Source organism: Cellulosimicrobium sp. EB106-03-01-XG111, from assembly GCF_058792115.1.
Genome location: NZ_JBYTEQ010000025.1, coordinates 1 through 21598 on the forward strand (window position 1 = coordinate 1; position 21598 = coordinate 21598).

The following is a 21598-nucleotide window of genomic DNA, read 5'->3' on the forward strand; positions in this document are numbered from 1 at the left end:
GTGGCGCCGGGTCGTGGCGGGCCTGGCGGGAGCCGCGAGGAACGAGCGGCGGATGGTAGACCCGGCGCCACCGCCCCACCCACCACCCAGGGCGACCAGACGACGACCTCGGCGGACCAGACCTCTACCTCGACGACGGGACGAGGTACAGCGCGCCGAGCGGAGGGACGCGCAGGGCCGCGGAGTACGCGCGCCCCTTCCACGGCACGGGCTCCGCCTCGACCTCGCCGAGGTTGCCGACGCCGGAGCCGCCGTAGACCTCCGCGTCGGTGTTGAGGACCTCCCGCCACGCGCCGCCCGACGGCAGCGCGACGCGGTAGCCCTCGTGCGGCGTCCCGGCGAAGTTCACGACGACCGCGACCTCGCCGCCGTCGCGCCCGCGGCGCACGTAGGCGAGGACGTTGTGGTCGGCGTCGTCGGCGTCGAGCCACTCGAACCCTGAGGGGTCGTGGTCGAGCTCCCACAGGGCCGGGGTCGCGCGGTAGAGCGCGTTGAGGTCGCGCACGGCGCGCTGCACGCCCTGCCGGCCCGGGTCGGCCGCGAGGCCGTCCCAGTCGAGCGACCGGCCCTCGTTCCACTCGGAGTGCTGGCCGATCTCGCTGCCCATGAAGAGGAGCTGCTTGCCGGGGTGCGACCACTGGTAGGCGAGGAACGCGCGGACGCCGGCGCGCTTCTGCCAGTCGTCGCCGGGCATCTTCCCGTACAGCGAGCCCTTGCCGTGCACGACCTCGTCGTGGCTGATGGGGAGCACGAACTGCTCGGAGTACGCGTAGACCATGGAGAACGTGATCTCGTGGTGGTGGTACCGGCGGTTGATCGGCTCCTCGGCGACGTAGCGCAGGGAGTCGTTCATCCAGCCCATGTTCCACTTGAGCCCGAACCCGAGGCCCCCCGCGGAGGTGGGCCGGGTGACGCCCGGCCACGCGGTCGACTCCTCGGCGATCATCATGACCCCGGGCGTGCGCCGGTACGCGGTGGCGTTGGCCTCCTGGAGGAACGCGATGGCCTCGAGGTTCTCGCGCCCGCCGTGCACGTTGGGGTGCCACTGGCCGGGCCCGCGCGAGTAGTCGAGGTAGAGCATGGACGCGACGGCGTCGACGCGCAGCGCGTCGACGTGGAACTCCTCGAGCCAGTAGGTCGCGTTGGCGACGAGGAAGTTGCGGACCTCGTTGCGGCCGAAGTCGAAGACGTACGTGCCCCAGTCGGGCTGCTCGCCGCGCAGCGGGTCGGCGTGCTCGTAGCAGGGGGTGCCGTCGAACCGGGCGAGGGCCCACTCGTCGCGCGGGAAGTGCGCGGGCACCCAGTCGACGACGACCCCGATGCCGGCGGCGTGCAGGCGGTCGACGAGGTAGCGGAAGTCGTCGGGGTGGCCGAAGCGTGACGTCGGGGCGTAGTAGCCGGTGACCTGGTAGCCCCACGACCCGCCGAACGGGTGCTCGGCGACGGGCAGGAGCTCGACGTGGGTGAACCCCTGCTCGACGACGTACGCCGTGAGCTGCTCCGCGAGGTCGCGGTAGGACAGCCCCTGGCGCCACGAGCCGAGGTGCACCTCGTAGATGCTGAGCGGCCGCGTGTGGGGGTCGTGCGCGGCGCGCTCGGCGAGCCACGCGTCGTCGGACCACTCGTACCGGGACTCGACCACGATGCTCGCCGTCGCCGGGGGCACCTCGGCCGCCTTGGCGAGCGGGTCGGCCTTCTGGCGCCACGAGCCGTCAGGCCCCAGGATCTCGTACTTGTAGCGCGCGCCCGCGACGACGCCGGGCACGAAGAGCTCCCACACCCCGGTGGACCCGAGCGAGCGCATGGGGTGCGTGGGTCCCCAGCCGTTGAAGTCGCCGATGACGCGGACCGCGCGCGCGTTCGGCGCCCAGACGGCGAACGCCGTGCCGGTCGTGTCGCCGAGCGCGCTCGGGTAGGTGCGGACGTTCGCCCCGAGCGCGCGCCACAGCTCCTCGTGCCGACCCTCGCGGATCAGGTGCAGGTCGACGTCGCCGAGCGTGGGCAGGAACCGGTAGGGGTCGTCGACGGTCGTGGCCTCGTGCCCGTAGCGCGTGCGGACGCGGTAGTCGGGAGCGTGCCGCGTGCCGTCGGCGTCCTGGTGCACCGGCACGACGGCGGCCCACACCCCGTCCTGCTCGTGCGCCGCCGGGTGCTCGCCGTCGGTGGTGACGACGACGACCTCGTCCGCGAGCGGGCGCAGGACGCGGACGACGGCCCGCGCGTCCGCGGCGTCGTCCGCGAGGTGCGGGCCGAGCACGGCGTGCGGGTCGAACGTGCGCCCGCCCGCGGCCGCGGCGAGGGCGTCCTGCGGCACGACGACGGGGGGCGGGGTGGCGGAAGCGGCGGGGCCGGTCATGGGGCAACCTTTCCACGTCCCGCGCGCCCCCACAGGACGGGCTCGCCGGACGGTCCGGTGCGTGCGCCCGGGCGACCGCGCACGTCAGGCGTTGCCCGCGAGGAGGCGGTCCACGGCGGCGAGGGGGATGGGCTCCCAGTCGGGGCGGTTGCGCGACTCGTAGACGACCTCGTAGAGCGCCTTGTCGAGCGTGAGCGCCCGGACGAGCGCCTCCGACGTCGCGTGGTCGACGCCCGCGGTGTCCGCGCGCTCGTACGCGTCGAGGAACGCGGCGCGCGCCTGGACGGCCCACGCGGCGTCGGGAGCGCGCCCCACGGCGGCCGCGTAGTCGAACGAGCGCACGATCCCGGCGACGTCGCGCAGGGCGAGGTCGGGGCGCGTGCGCTCCGCGACCGGCCGCAGCGGCTCGCCCTCGAAGTCGAGCACCTTCCAGCCGAACCGGCGGGCGTGCAGCACCTGCCCGAGGTGCAGGTCGCCGTGGACGGTCTGGAGCCGCGGGAGGGCGTCGGGGACGCGCGTGACGGACGCGAGCCGTGCGGCCGTGCGGTCCCAGAACGCGGCGATCTCGGTCGCGCGCCGGCCGAGCGCGCCGGACGACGCCACGGCCTCGTCCGAGCGGCGCCGCAGGTCGGCGACGAGCCACCGCGCGTCGACGGGGGAGCCCACGTCGAACGCGCGCCGGAGCGCGGCGTGCAGGTCGGCGAGGACGCGGCCGAGGTCGGCGGCGAGGTCCGCGAACGACGACCCCTGCCCGGCGTACGCGCACGCGAGGTCGAAGCCGTCGCGCGCGCCGTCGACGAACTCGCTGAGGATCGCGAGGTGCGCCGAGCGGGGCGCCGTCGGGTCCGGCACGTGGCCCGGACGGGCCGGGTCGTCCTGCGCGTCCCAGCCCACCTCGAGCCATGCGAGCGGTCGCGGGACGCCCGCCCACCCCTGCGCGGCGAGCGCGCGCGGGATGGTCAGGTCAGGGTTGGGCCCGATCGCGATGGCCCGCAGCACCTTGAGCATCGTCCCGCCGGCGACCCCGGGCAGCAGCACCGAGCTGTTCGACTGCTCGACGCTCAGCGCGCGCCCGCCCGCGAGGTCGACGGGGTCGGCGCTCGCGGCCCCGGCGACAGGGGGCGTGCCCCAGTCGGCCACGGCCAGGAGCGCCGCCCAGCACGCGGGGTGCGCGGCGCCGTCGTGCACGAGCCAGGACGTCCCGGCGGTCGCGCCGCTCCCGGCGTCGTGGACCGTCCCGAGCGGGGCGGCGGGGGCGCGCCCCGGCCCGGCGGGCGTGGCGGGGGTGCCCGCCGGGTCCGCGGCGCCCGTGGTACCCGCCGCCGCGGCGACCGGCTCGAGGACGAGCGGCACCTGCACGACGAGGTCGACGCCGTCCCCGAGCAGCCGCAGCAGGTGGAGGACGACGCGCGGGGCCCGCTCCGGGTCCGGCGCCGCCGTCGCCGGGACGTCGAGCGCGAACGACAGCCACGGCACGTGCCGCACGGCGACGCCCTTGACGGGGTACCACCGGCGCTCCGGCAGCCACGCGTCGAGGAGCGTCATGAGCTCCGAGGAGGGAAGGTCCGTCCGTCGGAGCGTCATGCAGGCCTCCTGGGGCTGGTCGTCGGCAGGTCGTGTCGGGCAGGCACCATCCGACCACGAGGCGCCCGATCTCGCCGTCCGTCAGGCGGTCGTGCCCTCGGGACCCCCGACGACGAGCCAGTAGAAGTCGCGCGAGCCCCACGTCATGACGACGCGCCCGTCGTCCCCGACCGCCGGGAAGCGCGCGCCGCCGAAGACGTCGGTGAGCGTCGCGCCCGCGTGCCCCGGCAGGTGCACCGCCGCGGACCGGGCGGTCGCGGAGAGGTTCGCCACGCACAGGACCGTCTCCGTGGGCGTGCGCCGCAGGAACGCGAGGATCGACTCGTTGTCGCACTCGAGCGCGAGGAATTCGCCCGTCCCGAACGCGCGGTGGCGCCGCCGGACCTTGAGCATGCCGTGCACCCAGTGCAGCAGCGAGGTCGACTGCTCGAGCTGCGCCTCCACGTTCACGTAGCCGTAGTGGTGGACCAGCGACTGCACGAGCGGCAGGTACACCTTGCCGGGGTCCGCGGTGGAGAACCCGGCGTTGCGGTCGGGCGTCCACTGCATGGGCGTGCGCACGGCGTCGCGGTCGGGCAGCCAGATGTTGTCGCCCATCCCGATCTCGTCGCCGTAGTACAGGCACGGGCTGCCCGGGAGGGAGAGCAGGAGGGCGTGCGCGAGCTCGACCTCCTTGCGCGAGTTGTCGAGCAGGGGCGCCAGCCGACGGCGGATGCCGACGTTGGCGCGCATGCGCGGGTCGGGCGCGTACCACCCGTACATCGACGCGCGCTCCTCCGTCGAGACCATCTCGAGCGTCAGCTCGTCGTGGTTGCGCAGGAACGTGCTCCACTGCGCGCCCGCCGGGATGTCGGGCGTGTCGGCGAGGATCTCGAGGACCTGGTTCGCGCGCTGGTCACGGATCGCGTAGAAGATGCGCGGCATGACGGGGAAGTGGAAGCACATGTGGCACTCCGGCTCCTCCTCGGTGCCGAAGTAGTCCACGACGTCGCGCGGCCACTGGTTCGCCTCGGCGAGGAGGATGCGGCCCGGGAACTCGGTGTCCACCATGCGCCGCACGCGGCGCAGGAACTCGTGCGTCTGCGGCAGGTTCTCGCAGTTGGTGCCCTCGGCCTCGTAGAGGTACGGGACCGCGTCGAGGCGGAACCCGTCGACCCCCATCTGCAGCCAGAACCGCGCGACGTCGAGCATCGCGTCGGCCACGCGCGGGTTCTCGAAGTTGAGGTCGGGCTGGTGGGAGAAGAACCGGTGCCAGAAGAACTGGCGCCGCACCGGGTCGAACGTCCAGTTGGACGTCTCCGTGTCGACGAAGATGATGCGCGCGTCCTGGTAGCGCGTGTCGTCGTCGCTCCACACGTAGAAGTCGCCGTACGGGCCCTCCGGGTCGGCGCGCGACGCCTGGAACCACGGGTGCTGGTCGCTCGTGTGGTTCATGACGAGGTCGATGACGACGCGCATCCCGCGCGCGTGCGCCTCGCTCACGAGCTCCGCGAAGTCCGACGTCGAGCCGTACTGCGGCGCGATCGCGGTGTAGTCGGACACGTCGTAGCCGCCGTCGCGCAGCGGAGACGGGTAGAACGGCGGCAGCCACAGCGCGTCGATGCCCAGCCACTGGAGGTAGTCGAGGCGGTCGATGAGCCCGCGCAGGTCGCCCGTCCCGCTGCCGTCGGAGTCGGAGAACGCGCGGACGATCACCTCGTAGAACACGGCCGTGCGGTACCAGTCCGGGTCGTCGGACAGCCCCGGGCGCGTCTCGACGGGCGGCGCGGGCTGGCGTCGCGGCGGGAGGGCGGCGACAGGCACGGGTGCGGTGATCGGGGGCACGGGCGCGGGACCGGCGGCGGGCCCCCGCACGGGGACCGGGGCCGCGTCCCGGGGGAGCGTCATGACGTCCTCACGTGGATGACGTGCGCGACCTGGCGCAGCGGTTCGAGGCGCACGTACACGTCCTGGCCCCAGCCGTAGCTCTCGCCGGTCAGCTCGTCGTGCGCGACGAACGACGGCGCCCAGGGGTCCTGGCCGTCCGCGAGCGGGGGGAGGCCGAGGGCTGCGAGGTCCAGGTGCACGTTCGACTCCTGCGGGGAGCGGGGGTCGAGGTTCACCACGACGACGACCGTGTCCGCCTCGCCGGTCGGCGAGTGCTCGGCCGGCAGGTGGCGCGAGAACGCGAGCACCTGGTCGTTCGTCGTCGGGTGCACCGTGAGGTTGCGGAGCTGGCGCAGCGCGGGGTGGTCGCGGCGGATCTCGTTGAGCCGCGTGAGCAGCGTCGAGATCCCGATCTCGTCGGCGAGCGCCCAGTCGCGCGGCTTGTACTCGTACTTCTCGTTGTCGATCTGCTCCTCGACGCCCGGGCGGGGCACGTTCTCGACGAGCTCGTAGCCGGAGTAGATCCCCCACGTGGGCGAGCCGAGGGCGGCGAGCACCGCGCGCACCGCGAAGCCCGCCACGCCGCCGTGCTGGAGGTACGGCGGGAGGATGTCGTGGGTCGTGGGCCAGAAGCTCGGGCGCATGTAGGCGCCGGCCTCGCCCGAGACCTCGGTGAGGTACTCCGCGAGCTCGTCGCGCGTGTTGCGCCAGGTGAAGTACGTGTACGACTGGTGGAACCCGATGCGCGCGAGCGTGTGCATCATCGCGGGCTTGGTGAACGCCTCGGAGAGGAACACGACCTCGGGGTTCGTCGCGCGCACCTCGGCCAGCAGCCACTCCCAGAAGTCGAGCGGCTTGGTGTGCGGGTTGTCGACGCGGAACGCGGTGACGCCGCGGTCGATCCACACACGCACGACGCGCAGCACCTCGGCGTAGATGCCCTCGGGGTCGTTGTCGAAGTTGAGCGGGTAGATGTCCTGGTACTTCTTCGGCGGGTTCTCGGCGTACGCGATGGAGCCGTCGGCGCGCGTCGTGAACCACTCGGGGTGCTCGGTGACCCAGGGGTGGTCGGGCGAGCACTGGAGCGCGAGGTCGATCGCGACCTCCAGCCCGTGCCGCCGGGCCTCCTTGACGAACGCGCGGAACGTGCGCTCGCTGCCGAGCTCGGGGTGGATCGCGTCGTGGCCGCCGTCCTTCGACCCGATGGCGTACGGGCTGCCCGGGTCGCCGGGGAGCGCGGTGAGGGAGTTGTTGCGGCCCTTGCGGTGCGTCGTGCCGATGGGGTGGACGGGCGTCAGGTAGACGACGTCGAAGCCCATCTCCGCGATCGCGGGCAGACGCCGGGCGGCGGCGGTGAACGTGCCCGAGCGCCAGCGCCCGTCCTTGAGCCGTCGGGCGCCCTCGGAGCGCGGGAACATCTCGTACCACGCGCCCGCGAGCGCGAGCGGGCGTTCGACGCGCAGCGGGTACGTGGCGGACGCCGTGACGTGGTCGCGCAGCGGGGCGCGCTCCAGGACGTCACGCACCTCGGGCGACGTCGCCGCGACGAGCCGCGCCTCGGCGGGGCGGCTCGCGTCGGCGAGCGCGGCGAGCGCGTCGGCGAGCGTGCGGTCGTCTGCGGGGGTCCGGCGGCCGGGCGTGCCGTCGCGCCCGGGGAGGGGGACGGCGTCGGCGAGGACGCGCTCGAAGAGCCGCACGCCCTCGGCGAGCATGAGCTCGACGTCGACGCCCGCCGCGACCTTGACCGTCGCGTCGTGCGCCCACGTGCCGTAGGGGTCGCTCCACGCCTCGACGCGCAGCGACCAGTCGCCGACCGCGTCCGGGTGGAGCGTGGCGCGGAACCGGTCGAGCCCGGGGGCGACGTCGACCATGGGCGCCGTGCGCTCGGTGCCGTCGGGCGCGACGAGGACGGCGGTCGCGGCGACGGCGTCGTGGCCCTCCCGGAAGACGGTCGCCTCGATCGGCACCATCTCGCCGACGACGGCCTTGGCGGGCCACCGGCCGCCCTCGACGACGGGCGACACCTCGAGCACGGGGATGCGTCCGACGGGTGCGGCAGGGGCGGGAGCGGGGGCGCCGCCTCGGGGGCGAGGGGCACCGGTGGCGCGGGGGCGGTGCGGCGCGAGGGCCGGAGGGGTCGACGTCACACGCACAACGTATCGAGGGGCACGGGGGCCAGGCACCTGGGAGAGGGGTCGGCGCGTCGCGGACGGGTCCCGCGCGGTACCCGGGTGAAATTTCATGCAAGCGTTACACACAGGTTGCGGCGCGGGGGTGTGCACCGGCGCCAGGCTGCGTAGTCTCGTCCCCGTGAGAGCCATCCGACGGTTCACCGTCCGCACCCTGCTGCCCGCCGAGCTGCGCGACCTGGACGAGCTCGCGCACAACCTGCGCTGGTCCTGGCACGCGCCAACGCGCGACCTGTTCGCCGGTATCGACCCCGAGACGTGGGCGGCGGTCCACGGCGACCCCGTCGCGCTGCTCGGTGCGCTCGGGCCCGAGCGCCTCGCCGAGCTCGCCGCCGACGGCGCGTTCGTCGAGCGCGTGCGTGCTGCGGCGGCCGACCTGCGCCACTACCTCGACGACGCGCTGTGGTACCAGGAGCGTGCCGCGGAGACGTCGGAGGGCGGTGGCTCCCTCCCGGCCGCGATCGCGTACTTCTCGCCCGAGTTCGGCATCACGTCCGTGCTGCCCCAGTACTCCGGCGGCCTCGGCATCCTCGCCGGTGACCACCTCAAGAGCGCGAGCGACCTCGGCGTGCCGATCGTCGGCGTCGGGCTCCTCTACGGCGCCGGCTACTTCAAGCAGTCGCTCACGCGCGACGGCTGGCAGGTCGAGACGTACCCGCTCCTCGACCCGGACGGCCTGCCGCTCACCCTCCTGCGCGACGACGACGGCACGCCCGCGCGCGTCTCGCTCGCCCTGCCCGGTGGCAGGACGCTCCACGCGCACGTGTGGGTCGCGGCCGTCGGCCGCGTGCCGCTGCTCCTGCTCGACTCGAACGTGCCCGGCAACGACGAGGCCGCGCGCAAGGTGACCGACCGCCTCTACGGCGGCGGCGGCGAGCACCGCCTCCAGCAGGAGCTCCTGCTCGGCGTGGGCGGCGTGCGCGCGCTGCGCCTGTGGTCGCGCCTCACCGGTGCGCCGGAGCCGGAGGTCTACCACACCAACGAGGGCCACGCGGGGTTCCTCGGCGTCGAGCGCATCCGCGAGCTCGTCGAGCAGGGCCTCACGTTCGACGCGGCGCTCGAGGCCGTGCGCGCCGCGACGGTCTTCACGACGCACACGCCCGTGCCCGCCGGCATCGACCGGTTCGGCCGCGACCTCGTCGCGCAGTACTTCGGCGGCGACATGGCGGTCGACGGCCTGCCCGTCGAGCGCGTCCTCGCCCTCGGGGCCGAGGACTACGACGGCGGCGACCCGACCGTGTTCAACATGGCCGTCATGGGCCTGCGCCTCGGCGGGCGGGCGAACGGCGTCTCGCTCCTGCACGGCGAGGTGTCGCGCGGGATGTTCGAGGGCCTGTGGCCGGGCTTCGACGCCCGCGAGGTCCCCATCACCTCGGTGACGAACGGCGTCCACTCGCCCACGTGGGTCGACCCGGCGCTCGCGGCCCTCGAGGCCGAGCGGCTCGGGCTCGACGAGCTCACGGCCGAGCACGCGTCGTCGCGCTGGCTGCGCGGCGACGGGGACGGCGCCGTCGGCGACGGCGAGCTCTGGGCGATCCGGCGCGAGATGCGCGGCCGGCTCGTCGACGAGGCGCGTCGCCGCGTGCGCAAGTCCTGGCGCGAGCGCGGCGCGACCCCGGCGGAGCTCGGCTGGGTCGACGACGTGCTCTCGCCCGACGTCCTCACCATCGGGTTCGCGCGCCGCGTGCCCACGTACAAGCGGCTCACGCTCATGCTGCGTGACCCGGAACGCCTCAAGGCGCTGCTGCTGCACTCCGAGCGCCCGGTCCAGCTCGTCGTCGCGGGCAAGTCGCACCCTGCGGACGACCAGGGCAAGCGGCTCATCCAGCAGCTCGTCCGCTTCACGGACGACCCCGAGGTGCGGCACCGCATCGTCTTCCTGCCGAACTACGACATCGCCATGGCGCAGTCGCTCTACCCGGGCTGCGACGTCTGGCTCAACAACCCGCTGCGCCCGCTGGAGGCGTCCGGCACGTCGGGCATGAAGTCGGCGCTCAACGGCGGCCTCAACCTGTCGATCCTCGACGGGTGGTGGGACGAGTGGTACGACGGCGAGAACGGCTGGGCCATCCCGACCGCCGACGGCGTCGAGGACGCGGACCGTCGCGACGACCTCGAGGCCGCCGCGCTCTACGACCTCGTCGAGCAGCAGGTCGCGCCTCGCTTCTACGACCGCGACGCCGACGGCGTGCCCGGCCGGTGGCTCGAGATGGTGCGGCACACGCTCGCGACGCTCGGCCCCAAGGTCCAGGCGACGCGCATGGTCGGCGAGTACGTCACGCGCCTGTACGCCCCGGCAGCAGCGGCCGGGCGCGCGCTGGCCGCCGACGGGCTCGCGCCCGCCCGCGAGCTCGCGCAGTGGAAGCACGCCGTGCGCGACGGCTGGTCGCGCGTGCGCGTCGACCACGTCGACTCGGCCGGCATCGGCGAGGTGCCGCAGGTCGGGGACCGCCTCACGGTCCGCGCGTACGTGTCGCTCGGCGACCTGCGCCCCGAGGACGTCCAGGTGCAGGTCGTGCACGGGCGCGTCAGCGAGGCCGACGTCATCGAGGAGTTCACGGCCGAGCCGCTCGCGCTCGCCGAGACGTACGAGGCCGGCCGCTACGCGTTCGCGGGCGACGTCGTGCTCGACGCGTCCGGACCGTTCGGCTACACCGTCCGCGTCGTCCCGACCCACGACGGCCTCCCGAGCGTCGCCGAGCTGGGCCTCGTCACGAACGCCTGACCACCTCCGCCGAGGTAGAGCCTTCGGTCGCGAGGTAGAACTCTCAGAGTTCTACCTCGCGACCGCAGGCTCTTTCTCGCGGAATCGCGGTGGGTGACGAGCCCGAGGCAGACGGCCGCCGGTCGTCCACAGATCCGCCGCCGCCCCTGGTCGACGCCACCGCGCTCGGCCAGTCTGAGCCCATGAGCGCGGACGAGCACGAGGTCGAGCACGCACGTCGGACGGCGAGCCGTCCCCGGAGCACGGGGCGCCCACCGGGGCGACAGGACGGAGCGCATGCCCCGGCGACGCTGCCGTCGGTCGTGCGGTTCTCGGCGGAGCGGCGCGCGGAGATCGCCGCCGCCGTCCGCAGCGGCACGCTCGTCCGGGTGCGTCAGGGTGCCTACGCTGCCCCGCCTCCGGCTGCGGCCTCACCGGCGCAGCGGCGGCGGGAGGCCGTCGTCGCGCGTGCGGTCGCCCTCGCGGGTCGGTTGACGACGGACTACTGGTTCAGCCACTCGACCGCGGCCGTGCTGCACGGCCTGTGGACCTGGCGCCTCGCGGACGAGGTCCACGTGACGCAGCTCGGGAACCCGTCCGTGCGCCGGACCGACCCCGAGCTCCACAGGCACTGGACGGCGCTGCCCGAGAGAGATCGCGCCGAGCTCGGCGGACTGCCGGTCACCTCGCTGGAGCGCACGATCGTCGACTGCGCCCGTTCCCTCAGCCCGACGTCGGGCATCGTGGTGGCGGACTCCGGGTTCCGTGCAGGGGCCGACGTGCGGAGGGTCGAGGAGGTCCTGGAGGCGGCTGCCGGCGGGCGCGGCGTCCGGCGTGCGCGTCGGCTGCTCGCCGAGGCGGATGCCCGGTCGGAGTCGCCCGGCGAGAGCGTCGTCCGCTGGCTGGTGGTCGACGGCGGTCTCCCGCACCCTGAGCCGAACCTCCCGGCGACCACCTGGCGCGGCACGTACCGGCTGGACCTCGCGTGGACGGCGCTCCGGGTGGCGGTGGAGTTCGACGGAGCCGTCAAGTACTCCGGCGGCGGGTACGGCGACCCGCGGGGCCGCCTGCTCGCGGAGAAGGCTCGGCACGACGCGCTGGTCGAGGCCGGTTGGCTCGTCCTGCGGGTGACGTGGGACGACCTCGCCGACCCCGACGTCCTCCTCGGCCGGATCCGGGCCGCGCTCGCGCGACGCACCGCGAGATAGAGGTGCCGGTCGCGACGTAGAACACACCGGGCTCTACCTCTAGCCAGCCGCCTCTATCTCGCGGGCGGGGGCGTGGCGAGGAGGTCGAGGTAGCGCGAGCGGGCGCGCACGACGTCGGCGAGCTGGGTCTCGATGCCGTCGACGAACTCCTCGCGGTACACGGCGTCGACCTGCACGGAGATGGCGTAGTAGAGCCCGGTGAACGTCGCGATCGCGACCGAGACGCGCAGCAGCGTCTGCGTCACGACGAGGTCCGCGCCGCCGACGCCGCCCCCGCCGACGAGCGAGAGCGTCCGCTGCCAGGTGCCGCCGTCGACGTCCCACAGCGCCATGACCTCGGGGGTCACGGTTAGCGTGCCGAGCGCCATGAAGAACACGCCCATGCCGAGGCTCACGACGAGGACCTGGAGGAGCTGGCTCGTCGCGATCATCGTCGCGAGGTTCGCCGTCTGGCCACGGCTGAAGCGCGCCGCGTCCTCGTGCCCAGGGTGCCGCGCGGCGGTCTCCGCGAGCGCCTCCCGGGCCTCGGCCGGCGAGCGCAGACCGACGAACAGCACGACGAGCAGCGCGAAGAACGCGCCGAGCACGAGGTCGGCGACGCCGTGCGTCCGGTCGAACACCTGCCACACCTCGGCGTTGTAGAAGAGCACGAGGGAGAACACGAGCAGCAGCGGCAGCAGACGCACGAGGCGCAGCAGGGCGGCGCCGAGCTCGTCGGTGACGCGCGCGAGCCCCCACCACAACGACGACAGCACGCCGTACCCGACGACGACGCGCACGACCCCGAGCAGCACGAGGTTGCCGACGACGGTGAGCAGGGCGTCGCCCCACTGCCCGCCGAACACGACCGGCAGGAGGGCGGGCACGAGCACGAAGAACGCCAGCTCGGGGACACCGACGGACTGCGGGAGCGTGGACCACGGCCGACCGCGCACCACGTTGAGCCCCGCGTACGCGGCCGCGACGATCGCCGCGGCGCCGAGGAGCGCGAGCGCGTTCGCCCACGCGGGCCAGCCCGAGCGCACCGCGCCGGAGAGCTCGGCGAGCAGCACGACGAGGAGGAACGGGGCCGACCGCCCGAACACGTCGCGGTCGAGCGAGTGCCCCTCGACGAGCAGCGGGAGACCGTTGCGGCGGAACAGGCGTTCGCAGGCGGGGACGTCGAGCTCGTCGACCGCCGCGGGGGCGCCGGGCGCGGGGGCCGGGGACGCGTCGTCGGGCACGGTCATGGTCGCCGACCCTACCCGGGTCAGCCCAGGTCGGCGGCGACCGCGCGGCCGGCGACACGGCCGGAGTAGAGGCACCCGCCGAGGAACGTCCCTTCGAGCGCACGGTGGCCGTGCACGCCGCCCCCGCCGAACCCGGCCGCCTCGCCCGCGGCCCAGAGCCCGGGCAGCACGGACCCGTCCGCGCGCAGGACCCGCGCGGAGCCGTCCGTCCACAGCCCCCCGAGCGTCTTGCGCGTCAGCACGGAGAGGCGGACGGCGAGCAGCGGCCCGTCCTTCGGGGTCGTCAGCGGCCGCGGCGGGGACACGCGGATGAGCCGGTCGACGCGGTAGCGGCGCGCCATCGCCGTCGCGACGACCTGCGGGTCCTTGCCCAGCCCGGTGCGGACCTGCTCGTCGCGCAGCCGGACGACGCGGGCCAGCGCCGCGGGGTCGACGTGCCCGCGCGAGCCCGGCGTCGCCTCGACGAGCGCGTTCATCCGCGCGGCGAGCTCCTCGGGGGTGTCCGCCCACACGAACTCCGGCGACTGCTCGGCGAAGCGCGCGACCGGCCCGACGGCGCCGGGCAGCACGCGCTGGGCGAGGAGCCGCACGTCCTTGCCGGTGAGGTCGGGGTTCTGCTCCGATCCGGACAGCGCGAACTCCGACTCCATGATCGCCTTGTTGAGCACGAACCAGGAGTGGTCGTCGCCGCGCTCGGTGACGTGCTGGAGCGCGCCGAGGGCGTCGAAGCCGGGGAACAGCGGGGCGGGCAGCCGGTTGCCGTCGGCGTCGAGCCAGAGCGAGCTCGGCCCGGGCAGGATCCGGATCCCGTGGTCCGTCCACACCGGCGAGTGGTTCGCGATCCCCTCCGGGTAGTGCCACATGCGGTCCTCGTGCACGAGCGCCGCGCCCGCGTCGGCGGCGACACCGATCATGAGCCCGTCGGTCGAGTCGGGGACGCCGGACAGCATGCGGGCGGGGAGCCGGCCCGCCGTCTGCGGCCAGCGCGAGCGCACGAGCTCGTGGTTCGCGCCGATGCCGCCCGAGGTCACGACGACGGCGCTCGCCGCGATCTCCACCTCCCCGACGACGTCGCGCGACGACGGCGCCCCGCGTTCGGCGTCCGACGGCGCGAGCACCTCCGCGCGCACGCCCGTCACCGCGCCGTCGGTCATGACGAGCGAGGTGACCCGGTGCCGGAACCGCACGTCGAGCAGGCCCGCGGCGCGCGCGTCCAGGGCGGCACGGACGAACGGCTCGAGGACGCCCGGGCCGGTGCCCCACGTGACGTGGAAGCGGGGCACGGAGTTCCCGTGCGCGCCCCCGGCGGACCCGTCGGCGCCCGAGCGCACCGGGTACCCGCCACGCTCCGCCCACTGCACGAGCGGGAACCATCGCACGCCCTTGCCGTGCAGCCAGCCGCGCATCTCGCCGGCGGCGAAGTCCACGAACCCCTGCGCCCACGCGTAGCCGTGCCGGTCGGGGCCCTCGCCGCGGTCCGCGCCGGGCGCGAACTGCGCGGACCCGAGCCAGTCGTCGAACGCGAGCTCGGCGGAGTCCGTGACGCCCATGCGCCGCTGCTCGGGCGAGCCGACGAGGAAGAGCCCGCCGAACGACCACCACGCCTGCCCGCCCAGGCTCGCCGCCGGCTCCTGGTCGAGCAGGACCACCCGGCGGCCCGCCGCCGCGAGCTCGGTCGCCGCGACGAGACCGGAGAGCCCGGCCCCCACGACGACGACCTCGGGGTCCTCGATCGTGGGAGGGGTGGGGGAGGAGTCGACCGCGCTGTCACTCATGCGGGAAGAGTAGAGCACGTGTCCAGACCCGGGCGGGCTCGAGCGCCGATGGCTCTACCACGAGCGCCCACGGCTCCACCTCGCGTGACCTCGGCGGGGTGGGGGAGACGTACACGCGCAGGCTCAGCGCCTCGAGCCCGACGACGTCGCCCGGGCGGGAGGCGCTCTCGCCCGCGGCACGGTCCGGGTCGCCCGGGTGCTCCCAGTCCGAGTCCCACGCGAGCTCCCAGCGCTCGGGCTCGCCGCCCGCGTCGGCCCGCAGACCCGGGAGGGTCACGTCGACCGGGTCGAGCGCCCCGGTGAGCACGACGAGCACGTCGGCGTCGCCGGGCTCCAGGGCGGTCCGCAGCATCTGGAGCGTCCGGACGCCCGGGTCGTGCCACGCCCCGTGGTCCAGCGGGCCGCCGGCGGCGTCGAACCACGTCAGGTCGGGCACCGCCGTCGGGCCGGGGCCGTGGCCGCCGTCGGCCGCCCCACCCGCCGCCGCGCCGCCTGCCCCGCCCGCCGCCGTGCCGGCGGCCGCGCCACCGGGGCCGTCCGGCGCCGCGGGGCGCGGGCGGCCGGTGAAGAACGCGTCGGGGCGCAGCGCGGCGTGCTCGCGCCGCAGGGCGAGGAGGTGGCGGGCGGTCGCCAGCAGGTCCTTGCGCCACGGGGACAGGTCCCACGAGACCCACGACGTCTCGTCGTCCTGCACGTAGGCGTTGTTGTTGCCGCGCTGGGTGCGGCCCATCTCGTCGCCCGCGGTGAGCATCGGGGTGCCCGCGGCGAGCACGAGCGTCGCGAGCAGGTTGCGGATCGAGCGGCGCCGGAGCGGGGCGATCTCGACGCCGGGGCCGGCGAGCCCCCGGCCCGTGGTGGCGTCGGGCGCGACCGGGCCCTCGAGCCCGTGGTTCCAGGACCGGTTGTCGTCGGTCCCGTCACGGTTGTCCTCGCCGTTCGCGAGGTTGTGCTTGTGGTCGTACGCGACGAGGTCGGCGAGCGTGAAGCCGTCGTGCGCGGTCACGTAGCTCACGGACGCGACGGGGCCGCGCACGAGCGGCGGGTCCGAGCGGCCGAACAGGTCGGCCGAGCCCGCGAGGCGCGTCGCGAGGTCCCGGACGCCGTGACCCGGCCGCCCGTGCGACGCCTCGCGCGCGTCCGCGAGCCAGAACTGGCGGGCGGCGTCGCGGAAGCGGTCGTTCCACTCGGCGAGCGGCGGCGGGAACTGCCCGGTGCGCCACCCGCCGGGGCCCACGTCCCAGGGCTCGGCGACGAGCTTGAGCCCGCACAGCACCGGGTCCGTCTGGAGCGCGACGAGGAACGGGTGGTCCGGGTCAAACCCGGTGGGGCCCCGGCCGAGCGTGACGGCGAGGTCGAACCGGAACCCGTCCACCCCGACGACCTCGGCCCAGTACCGCAGCGAGTCGAGCGCCGCCCGCACGACCGCGGGGCGCCGGAAGTCGAGCGAGTTGCCCGTCCCGGTGACGTCCGCGAGACGCGCGGGGGAGCCGCCGTCGTGCAGGTAGTACCCGGCGTTGTCGAGGCCGCGCCACGACAGGTGGTACCCGTCGGCCCCGCCCTCGCACGTGTGGTTGTGCACGACGTCGAGCAGCACCTCGATCCCCGCCTCGTGCAGCAGGTGCACCATGCCGCGCACCTCGTCGAGGACGGCGCCCGGCCCGGCCTCCTGCGCGGCGCGCGTGGCGTACGCGGCGTGGGGAGCGAAGAACCCGAGGGTCGAGTAGCCCCAGTAGTTGGTGCGGCCGCTCGCCAGGAGGTGTGGTTCCGGCACGTTGGCGTGCACCGGGAGCAGCTCGACGGTCGTGACCCCCAGGCTCCGCAGGTGCTCGATCGTCACCGGGTGCGCGACGCCCGCGTACGTGCCGCGCAGGTGCTCGGGCAACGCGTCCAGACGCTGCGTGAGGCCGCGCGCGTGCGCCTCGTAGACCACCGTGTCGCGCCACGGGACGCGCGGGCGGGGAGCGAGCGTCCCGGTCGGCTCGGCGACGACGACGGCGTGAGGCACGAACGGCAGCGAGTCGCGCGGGTCGGGCGGGCCGTACGGGTCGTCGCCGACCTGGCCGCGGATCGCCGGGTCGTCCACGAGGTCGCCGGCGAGGCCCCGGGCGTACGGGTCGACGAGCAGCTTCGCGGGGTTGTGCCGCAGGCCGGCGGCCGGGTCCCACGTCCCGTGGACGCGGAAGCCGTATCGCTGGCCGGCGCCGACGCCCGGGACGTGGCCGTGCCACACGCCGTAGGCGGGGCCGACGAGCGGGACCCGGCGCTCGCGGTAGCGCGCCGGGTCGTGCGCGGGGAGCGCCGCGTCCACCACGTCCACGAGGCACAGCTCGACGGCGGTCGCGTGCGACGCGAGCACGGCGACGTCGACGCCGTCGCCGGCGAGGCGGACCCCGAGCGGTGGGACGAGGGCGTGCCGGTCGACGCTCCCGGGGGCGATCGGCGGGACGGGTCTCGGGTCGGGCGACGGCTCGTGCACCCGTCCATTGTGGCGGGTGTCACCGGCTCCTCCGGTCGCCCGCCGGTAGGCTTCGGCGGAGCGGGCCGGGTACCTCTCCGGCCGACCGCCCAGCGCACAGGGAGAGCAGCCGATGCGGATCGTCGTCGCCGTGAAGTACGTCCCGGACATCCACGCCGACCGGGGCTTCGAGGCCGGCCGCGTGGTGCGCCGGGCCGACGAGGGCACGCTCAACGAGCTCGACGAGAACGCGGTCGAGGCCGCGCTGCGCCTCAAGGAGGCGCTGCCCGAGGAGGAGCGCGAGACCAGCGAGGTGGTCGTGCTCACCGTCGCCGGGCCGGACGCCGACGGCGCCGTGCGCCGCTCCTACCAGCTCGGTGCCGACCGCGGGGTGCGCGTGAGCGACGACGCGATCGCGGGCTCCGACTACTTCGGCACCGCACGCGTCCTCGCCGCCGCGGTGCGCCGCCTCGCCGACGAGGCCCCGGTGGACGTCGTCGTGACGGGCATGGCCGCGCTCGACGGGCTGGGCTCCGTCGTCCCGGCGCTCCTGTCGGCCGAGCTCGGGCTGCCGCAGCTCACGCTCGCCGGGAAGCTCGAGGTCGAGGGCGAGCCGGGCGCACGCACCGCCCGCGTCACGCGCGAGCTCGACGGCGTCGAGGAGGTCCTCGAGGCGCCGCTCCCCGCCGTCGTGTCGGTGACCGACCACGCGAACGACCCGCGCATGCCGAACTTCAAGCTCATCATGGCGGCGCGCACGCGCCCCGTGGAGGCGTGGAGCCTCGCCGACCTCGGCGTCGACGCGGCGCTCGTCGGCGACGCGGGCGCCCGCACGCGCGTGCTCGACGCGTCGCCGCGGCCGCCGCGCCCCGATGCCGAGATCGTCGTCGACAAGGGCGAGGGCGGCCGCGCCCTCGCCGAGTTCCTCATCCGCAACGACCTGGTCTGAGAGGCGTCCGCACATGAGCACCCCCGGGGCCCGTACCGTCCTCGTCCTCCTCGACTCCGCGGCCACCGAGCTGCGGTCGCCCGTGCTGGAGCTGATCACCCTCGGCCGCGCGCTGGGACGCGTGGAGGCCGTCGCGCTCGAGGCGCCGAGCGTCGGCGTCCTCGCCCAGCTCGGCGCGCACGGCGTCGCGCTCGTGCGCCAGGCCGAGCCGTCGTCCGGCGGCGAGGTCGTCACCGGCGACGCGCTGCACCTGACGCCCGTCGTCGCGGAGGTCCTCGCGGCGGCCGCGCGCGCGTCGCACGCCGACGCCGTCCTGCTGACGTCGTCGTTCCCGAACAAGGAGGCCGCGGCGCGCCTCGCGTTCCTCACGGGGGCCGGTCTCGTCGTCGACGCGTCCGCGCTGCACGACGACGGCACCCACCTCGTGGCCGACAAGCGCGTCTTCGCGGGCTCGTGGGACGTGCGCAGCGAGATCCTCACCGACCCGGCGGTGCTGACGCTCCGCGCGAACTCGGTGGTGCCGCAGCCGGCGGACGCCGCCGTCGCGACCGAGGTCGAGGCGCTGCGCGTCGAGCTGACCCCCGCGGCGACCGCGGCGCGCGTCGTGTCCCGCACGGTCGACGCGTCCGCGGGCGCGGGCCGTCCCGCGCTCGGGGAGGCCGCGATCGTCGTGGCGGGGGGCCGGGGCACGAACGGCGACTTCGGCCCCGTGGTCGAGCTCGCCGACGCGCTGGGCGCCGCCGTGGGCGCGACGCGCGACGCGGTCTACGAGGGCTGGCACGACCAGTTCGTCGGGCAGACGGGCGTGACCGTGGCACCGCGCGTGTACATCGGCGCGGGCATCTCCGGCGCCCCGCACCACCGCGGCGGCATGCAGGCGTCGCAGGTGATCGTCGCGGTGAACAACGACCCGGAGTGCCCGCTGTTCGAGATCTCGGACTTCGCGGTCGTGGGCGACCTCGCGGACGTGCTGCCGCAGGCGGCCGAGGTGCTGCGGGAGCACCGGGCGTCGCAGGGCTGACCGCCCGGTCGGCGCCGAGAGTTCACCCGGTGTCCTCCGGGCGGTGACCGGCCGGTCACCGATCGTTCCTAGCGTCGGGCCGACTCCCCGGTGACGGGGAGGTCCCCCGACCCGTGGAGACGACCGATGACGATCACGCCTGCCCCCGAGCATCGCCCCCTGCTCTCCGTCGCGCCGCACGCGCGCGGCAAGCGCAGCCCCGTCACCTGCCGGCTGAAGTGCGCGGACGCGTGCTCGCACCCGGTCCCCAACGAGAGCGCGAACGAGACGTTCCGCGACGTCGTCGCCGGCGCGCTGTCGCGCCGCGCGCTGCTCGGCGGGCTCGCGGTGGGAGCCGCGGCCGTCGTGCTCGGCGCGCAGACGGTCACCGCGCCGTCCGCCGCCGCCCAGGGCGTCGCGGCACACGGCGGCCACGGCGGTGGCCGCCCGCAGAAGGGCCTCGCGTTCGGCGCGATCTCGCCCCAGCCCGCCACGCGGGACGCGCTCGTCGTCCCGGAGGGCTACCGGTGGCGCCCGGTGATCCGCTGGGGCGACCCGATCCTGCGCGGCGGTGCGCCGTTCGACGTCTCGCGCCAGACCCCGGAGCAGCAGGCGCGGCAGTTCGGCTACAACAACGACTACCTCGACATCCTGCCGTTCGAGCGCCAGCACGCCCTCGCCGGCGGCCGCGGCGCGGGGAAGGGGCCGGGCCGCGGGACGCGCGGGCTGCTCGTCGCGAACCACGAGTACACGAACCCCGCCATCATGTTCGACGCCTCGTACGACGCCCCGACCCGCCGGGCGATCGAGCGCGCGGCGCACGGGATGTCCGTCGTCGAGGTGCGTCGTCGTCGGACCGGGACGCCGTGGGACTACGTGGCGGACAGCCGGTACAACCGCCGCGTGCACCTCGGGACCGAGTTCCGCCTCACCGGACCGGTCGCGGGGTCCGACCTCGTCAGGACCGTCGCCGACCCGTCGGGGACGCGCGTGCTCGGCACGCTCAACAACTGCGCGGGCGGCACCACGCCGTGGGGCACGGTGCTCTCGGGCGAGGAGAACTACAACGGGTACTTCCGCACGTCGGGCACGGGCCACGACGCCCGCTACGGTCTGCGCGACGCCGCGACGGGGTACGGCTGGGAGCTCGACGACCCGCGCTTCGACGCCCGCAACCCCGGGTACGAGAACGAGCCGAACCGGTTCGGCTGGATCGTCGAGATCGACCCGTACGCGCCCGACGAGCCGCCGGTGAAGCACACCGCGCTCGGCCGGTTCAAGCACGAGGGCGCCAACGTCGTCCTGTCGCGCCGCGGGAACGCGGTCGCGTACATGGGCGACGACGAGCGCTTCGACTACGTGTACAAGTTCGTCTCCTCGCGCACGATGCGCCCGGGGAACAGCGAGGGCGCCCGCCGCCACAACAAGACGCTGCTCACCGAGGGCTCGCTGTACGTCGCGCGGTTCCGCGGCGACTCGCCGGCGTCCGAGATCGACGGCTCGGGCGCGGTGCCGTCCGACGGCGCGTTCGACGGCCGGGGCGAGTGGCTGCCGCTCGTCGTCGACGGGCGCAGCGCCGTCGCGGGCATGAGCGTCGAGGAGGTGCTCGTCTACACCCGCGTCGCGGCCGACAAGGTCGGGGCGACGAAGATGGACCGCCCCGAGGACGTCGAGCCCAACCCCGTCACGGGCCGCGTGTACGTCGCGTGCACGAACAACACCTCGCGCGGCCCGGGCGCAGCCGAGGGCGCGACCGAGCCGAACCCGCGCACCACGAACCGCGACGGGCACGTGGTGGAGATCGTCGAGGACCGCGACGACGCCGCGGCGCTGACGTTCCGCTGGAACCTCCTGCTCGTCGCGGGCGACCCCGCGACGAACTCCTCCACCTACTTCTCGGGCTACCCGAGGGAGAAGGTCTCCCCGATCTCGTGCCCGGACAACCTCGCGTTCGACGCCGAGGGCAACCTGTGGATCTCGACCGACGGCCAGCCGAGCACGATCCAGAAATGCGACGGGCTGTTCAAGGTCACGCTCGACGGCCGCGAGCGCGGGAGGGTCGAGCAGTTCCTCTCGGTACCGCGCGGCGCCGAGACGTGCGGGCCGCTCGTCGACTCGACGGACCGCATGGTCTACGTCGCGGTGCAGCACCCCGGGGAGGACGGGACGTTCGACGCCCAGGTGTCGTCCTTCCCGGACTACCTGACCCCGGGGGCTCCGGTGCCCCCGGGAGCCTTCGCCGGGCCGCGGCCCGCGGTGGTGCAGGTCTGGCAGGACTGACGC

General features: G+C 74.9%; 12 protein-coding genes. 5 read left to right on the forward strand and 7 right to left on the reverse strand.

The features are described from left to right. Positions 1-124: 124 nt before the first annotated feature. From glgB to AC3WT4_RS17540, 4 genes are all read right to left on the reverse strand, one after another. Positions 125-2356, reverse strand: coding sequence for a 1,4-alpha-glucan branching protein GlgB (glgB, locus tag AC3WT4_RS17525; RefSeq protein WP_400113409.1), 2232 nt, complete (start codon positions 2354-2356; stop codon positions 125-127). An 84-nt stretch (positions 2357-2440) separates the two neighbouring features. Then, positions 2441-3940, reverse strand: a complete 1500-nt coding sequence (locus AC3WT4_RS17530; RefSeq protein ID WP_492316079.1) for an aminoglycoside phosphotransferase — start codon at positions 3938-3940, stop codon at positions 2441-2443. 81 nt (positions 3941-4021) lie between these two features. Further along, entirely contained in the window at positions 4022-5827 is a 1806-nt protein-coding gene (treS, locus tag AC3WT4_RS17535; RefSeq protein ID WP_492316080.1) for a maltose alpha-D-glucosyltransferase, read from the reverse strand. Further along, the gene (locus AC3WT4_RS17540) at positions 5824-8049 is read right to left on the reverse strand and encodes an alpha-1,4-glucan--maltose-1-phosphate maltosyltransferase (protein ID WP_492316081.1); all 2226 of its coding nucleotides are present in this window, start codon (positions 8047-8049) and stop codon (positions 5824-5826) included. The genes treS and AC3WT4_RS17540 overlap by 4 nt, the downstream gene beginning before the upstream one ends. Before the next feature lie 67 nt (positions 8050-8116). Here AC3WT4_RS17540 and glgP point away from each other — a divergent pair, with 67 nt between their 5' ends. Then, a complete protein-coding gene (gene glgP, locus AC3WT4_RS17545) occupies positions 8117-10720 on the forward strand; it encodes an alpha-glucan family phosphorylase (RefSeq protein ID WP_492316082.1) in 2604 nt (867 codons plus the stop codon). Between the two features lie 182 nt (positions 10721-10902). Continuing rightward, the gene (locus AC3WT4_RS17550) at positions 10903-11907 is read left to right on the forward strand and encodes a type IV toxin-antitoxin system AbiEi family antitoxin domain-containing protein (RefSeq protein ID WP_492316083.1); all 1005 of its coding nucleotides are present in this window, start codon (positions 10903-10905) and stop codon (positions 11905-11907) included. A gap of 53 nt (positions 11908-11960) precedes the next feature. Here AC3WT4_RS17550 and AC3WT4_RS17555 read toward each other — a convergent pair whose 3' ends face one another. From AC3WT4_RS17555 to glgX, 3 genes are read right to left on the reverse strand one after another with little or no spacing between them, the layout of a single operon-like run. Continuing rightward, complete coding sequence (locus tag AC3WT4_RS17555) at positions 11961-13136, reverse strand: hypothetical protein (protein ID WP_083385127.1); 1176 nt, start codon at positions 13134-13136, stop codon at positions 11961-11963. A gap of 20 nt (positions 13137-13156) precedes the next feature. Then, complete coding sequence (locus AC3WT4_RS17560; RefSeq protein WP_492316084.1) at positions 13157-14911, reverse strand: FAD-binding dehydrogenase; 1755 nt, start codon at positions 14909-14911, stop codon at positions 13157-13159. Next, entirely contained in the window at positions 14904-17348 is a 2445-nt protein-coding gene (gene glgX, locus AC3WT4_RS17565) for a glycogen debranching protein GlgX (RefSeq protein WP_492316099.1), read from the reverse strand. Before glgX ends, AC3WT4_RS17560 begins: the two co-directional genes overlap by 8 nt. Positions 17349-17499: 151 nt before the next feature. On the opposite strand from glgX, the gene AC3WT4_RS17570 reads away from it, so the two are divergent. The 3 genes from AC3WT4_RS17570 to AC3WT4_RS17580 all read left to right on the forward strand — a co-directional run bounded on the left by AC3WT4_RS17570 (position 17500) and on the right by AC3WT4_RS17580 (position 21595). Beyond that, on the forward strand, positions 17500-18315 hold the full coding sequence (locus tag AC3WT4_RS17570) for an electron transfer flavoprotein subunit beta/FixA family protein (RefSeq protein WP_074807464.1): 816 nt from the start codon (positions 17500-17502) through the stop codon (positions 18313-18315). 13 nt (positions 18316-18328) lie between these two features. Then, complete coding sequence (locus AC3WT4_RS17575) at positions 18329-19336, forward strand: electron transfer flavoprotein subunit alpha/FixB family protein (protein ID WP_257418927.1); 1008 nt, start codon at positions 18329-18331, stop codon at positions 19334-19336. A gap of 126 nt (positions 19337-19462) precedes the next feature. Beyond that, entirely contained in the window at positions 19463-21595 is a 2133-nt protein-coding gene (locus AC3WT4_RS17580; RefSeq protein WP_492316085.1) for a PhoX family protein, read from the forward strand. The last annotated feature ends 3 nt before the right edge of the window (positions 21596-21598 follow it).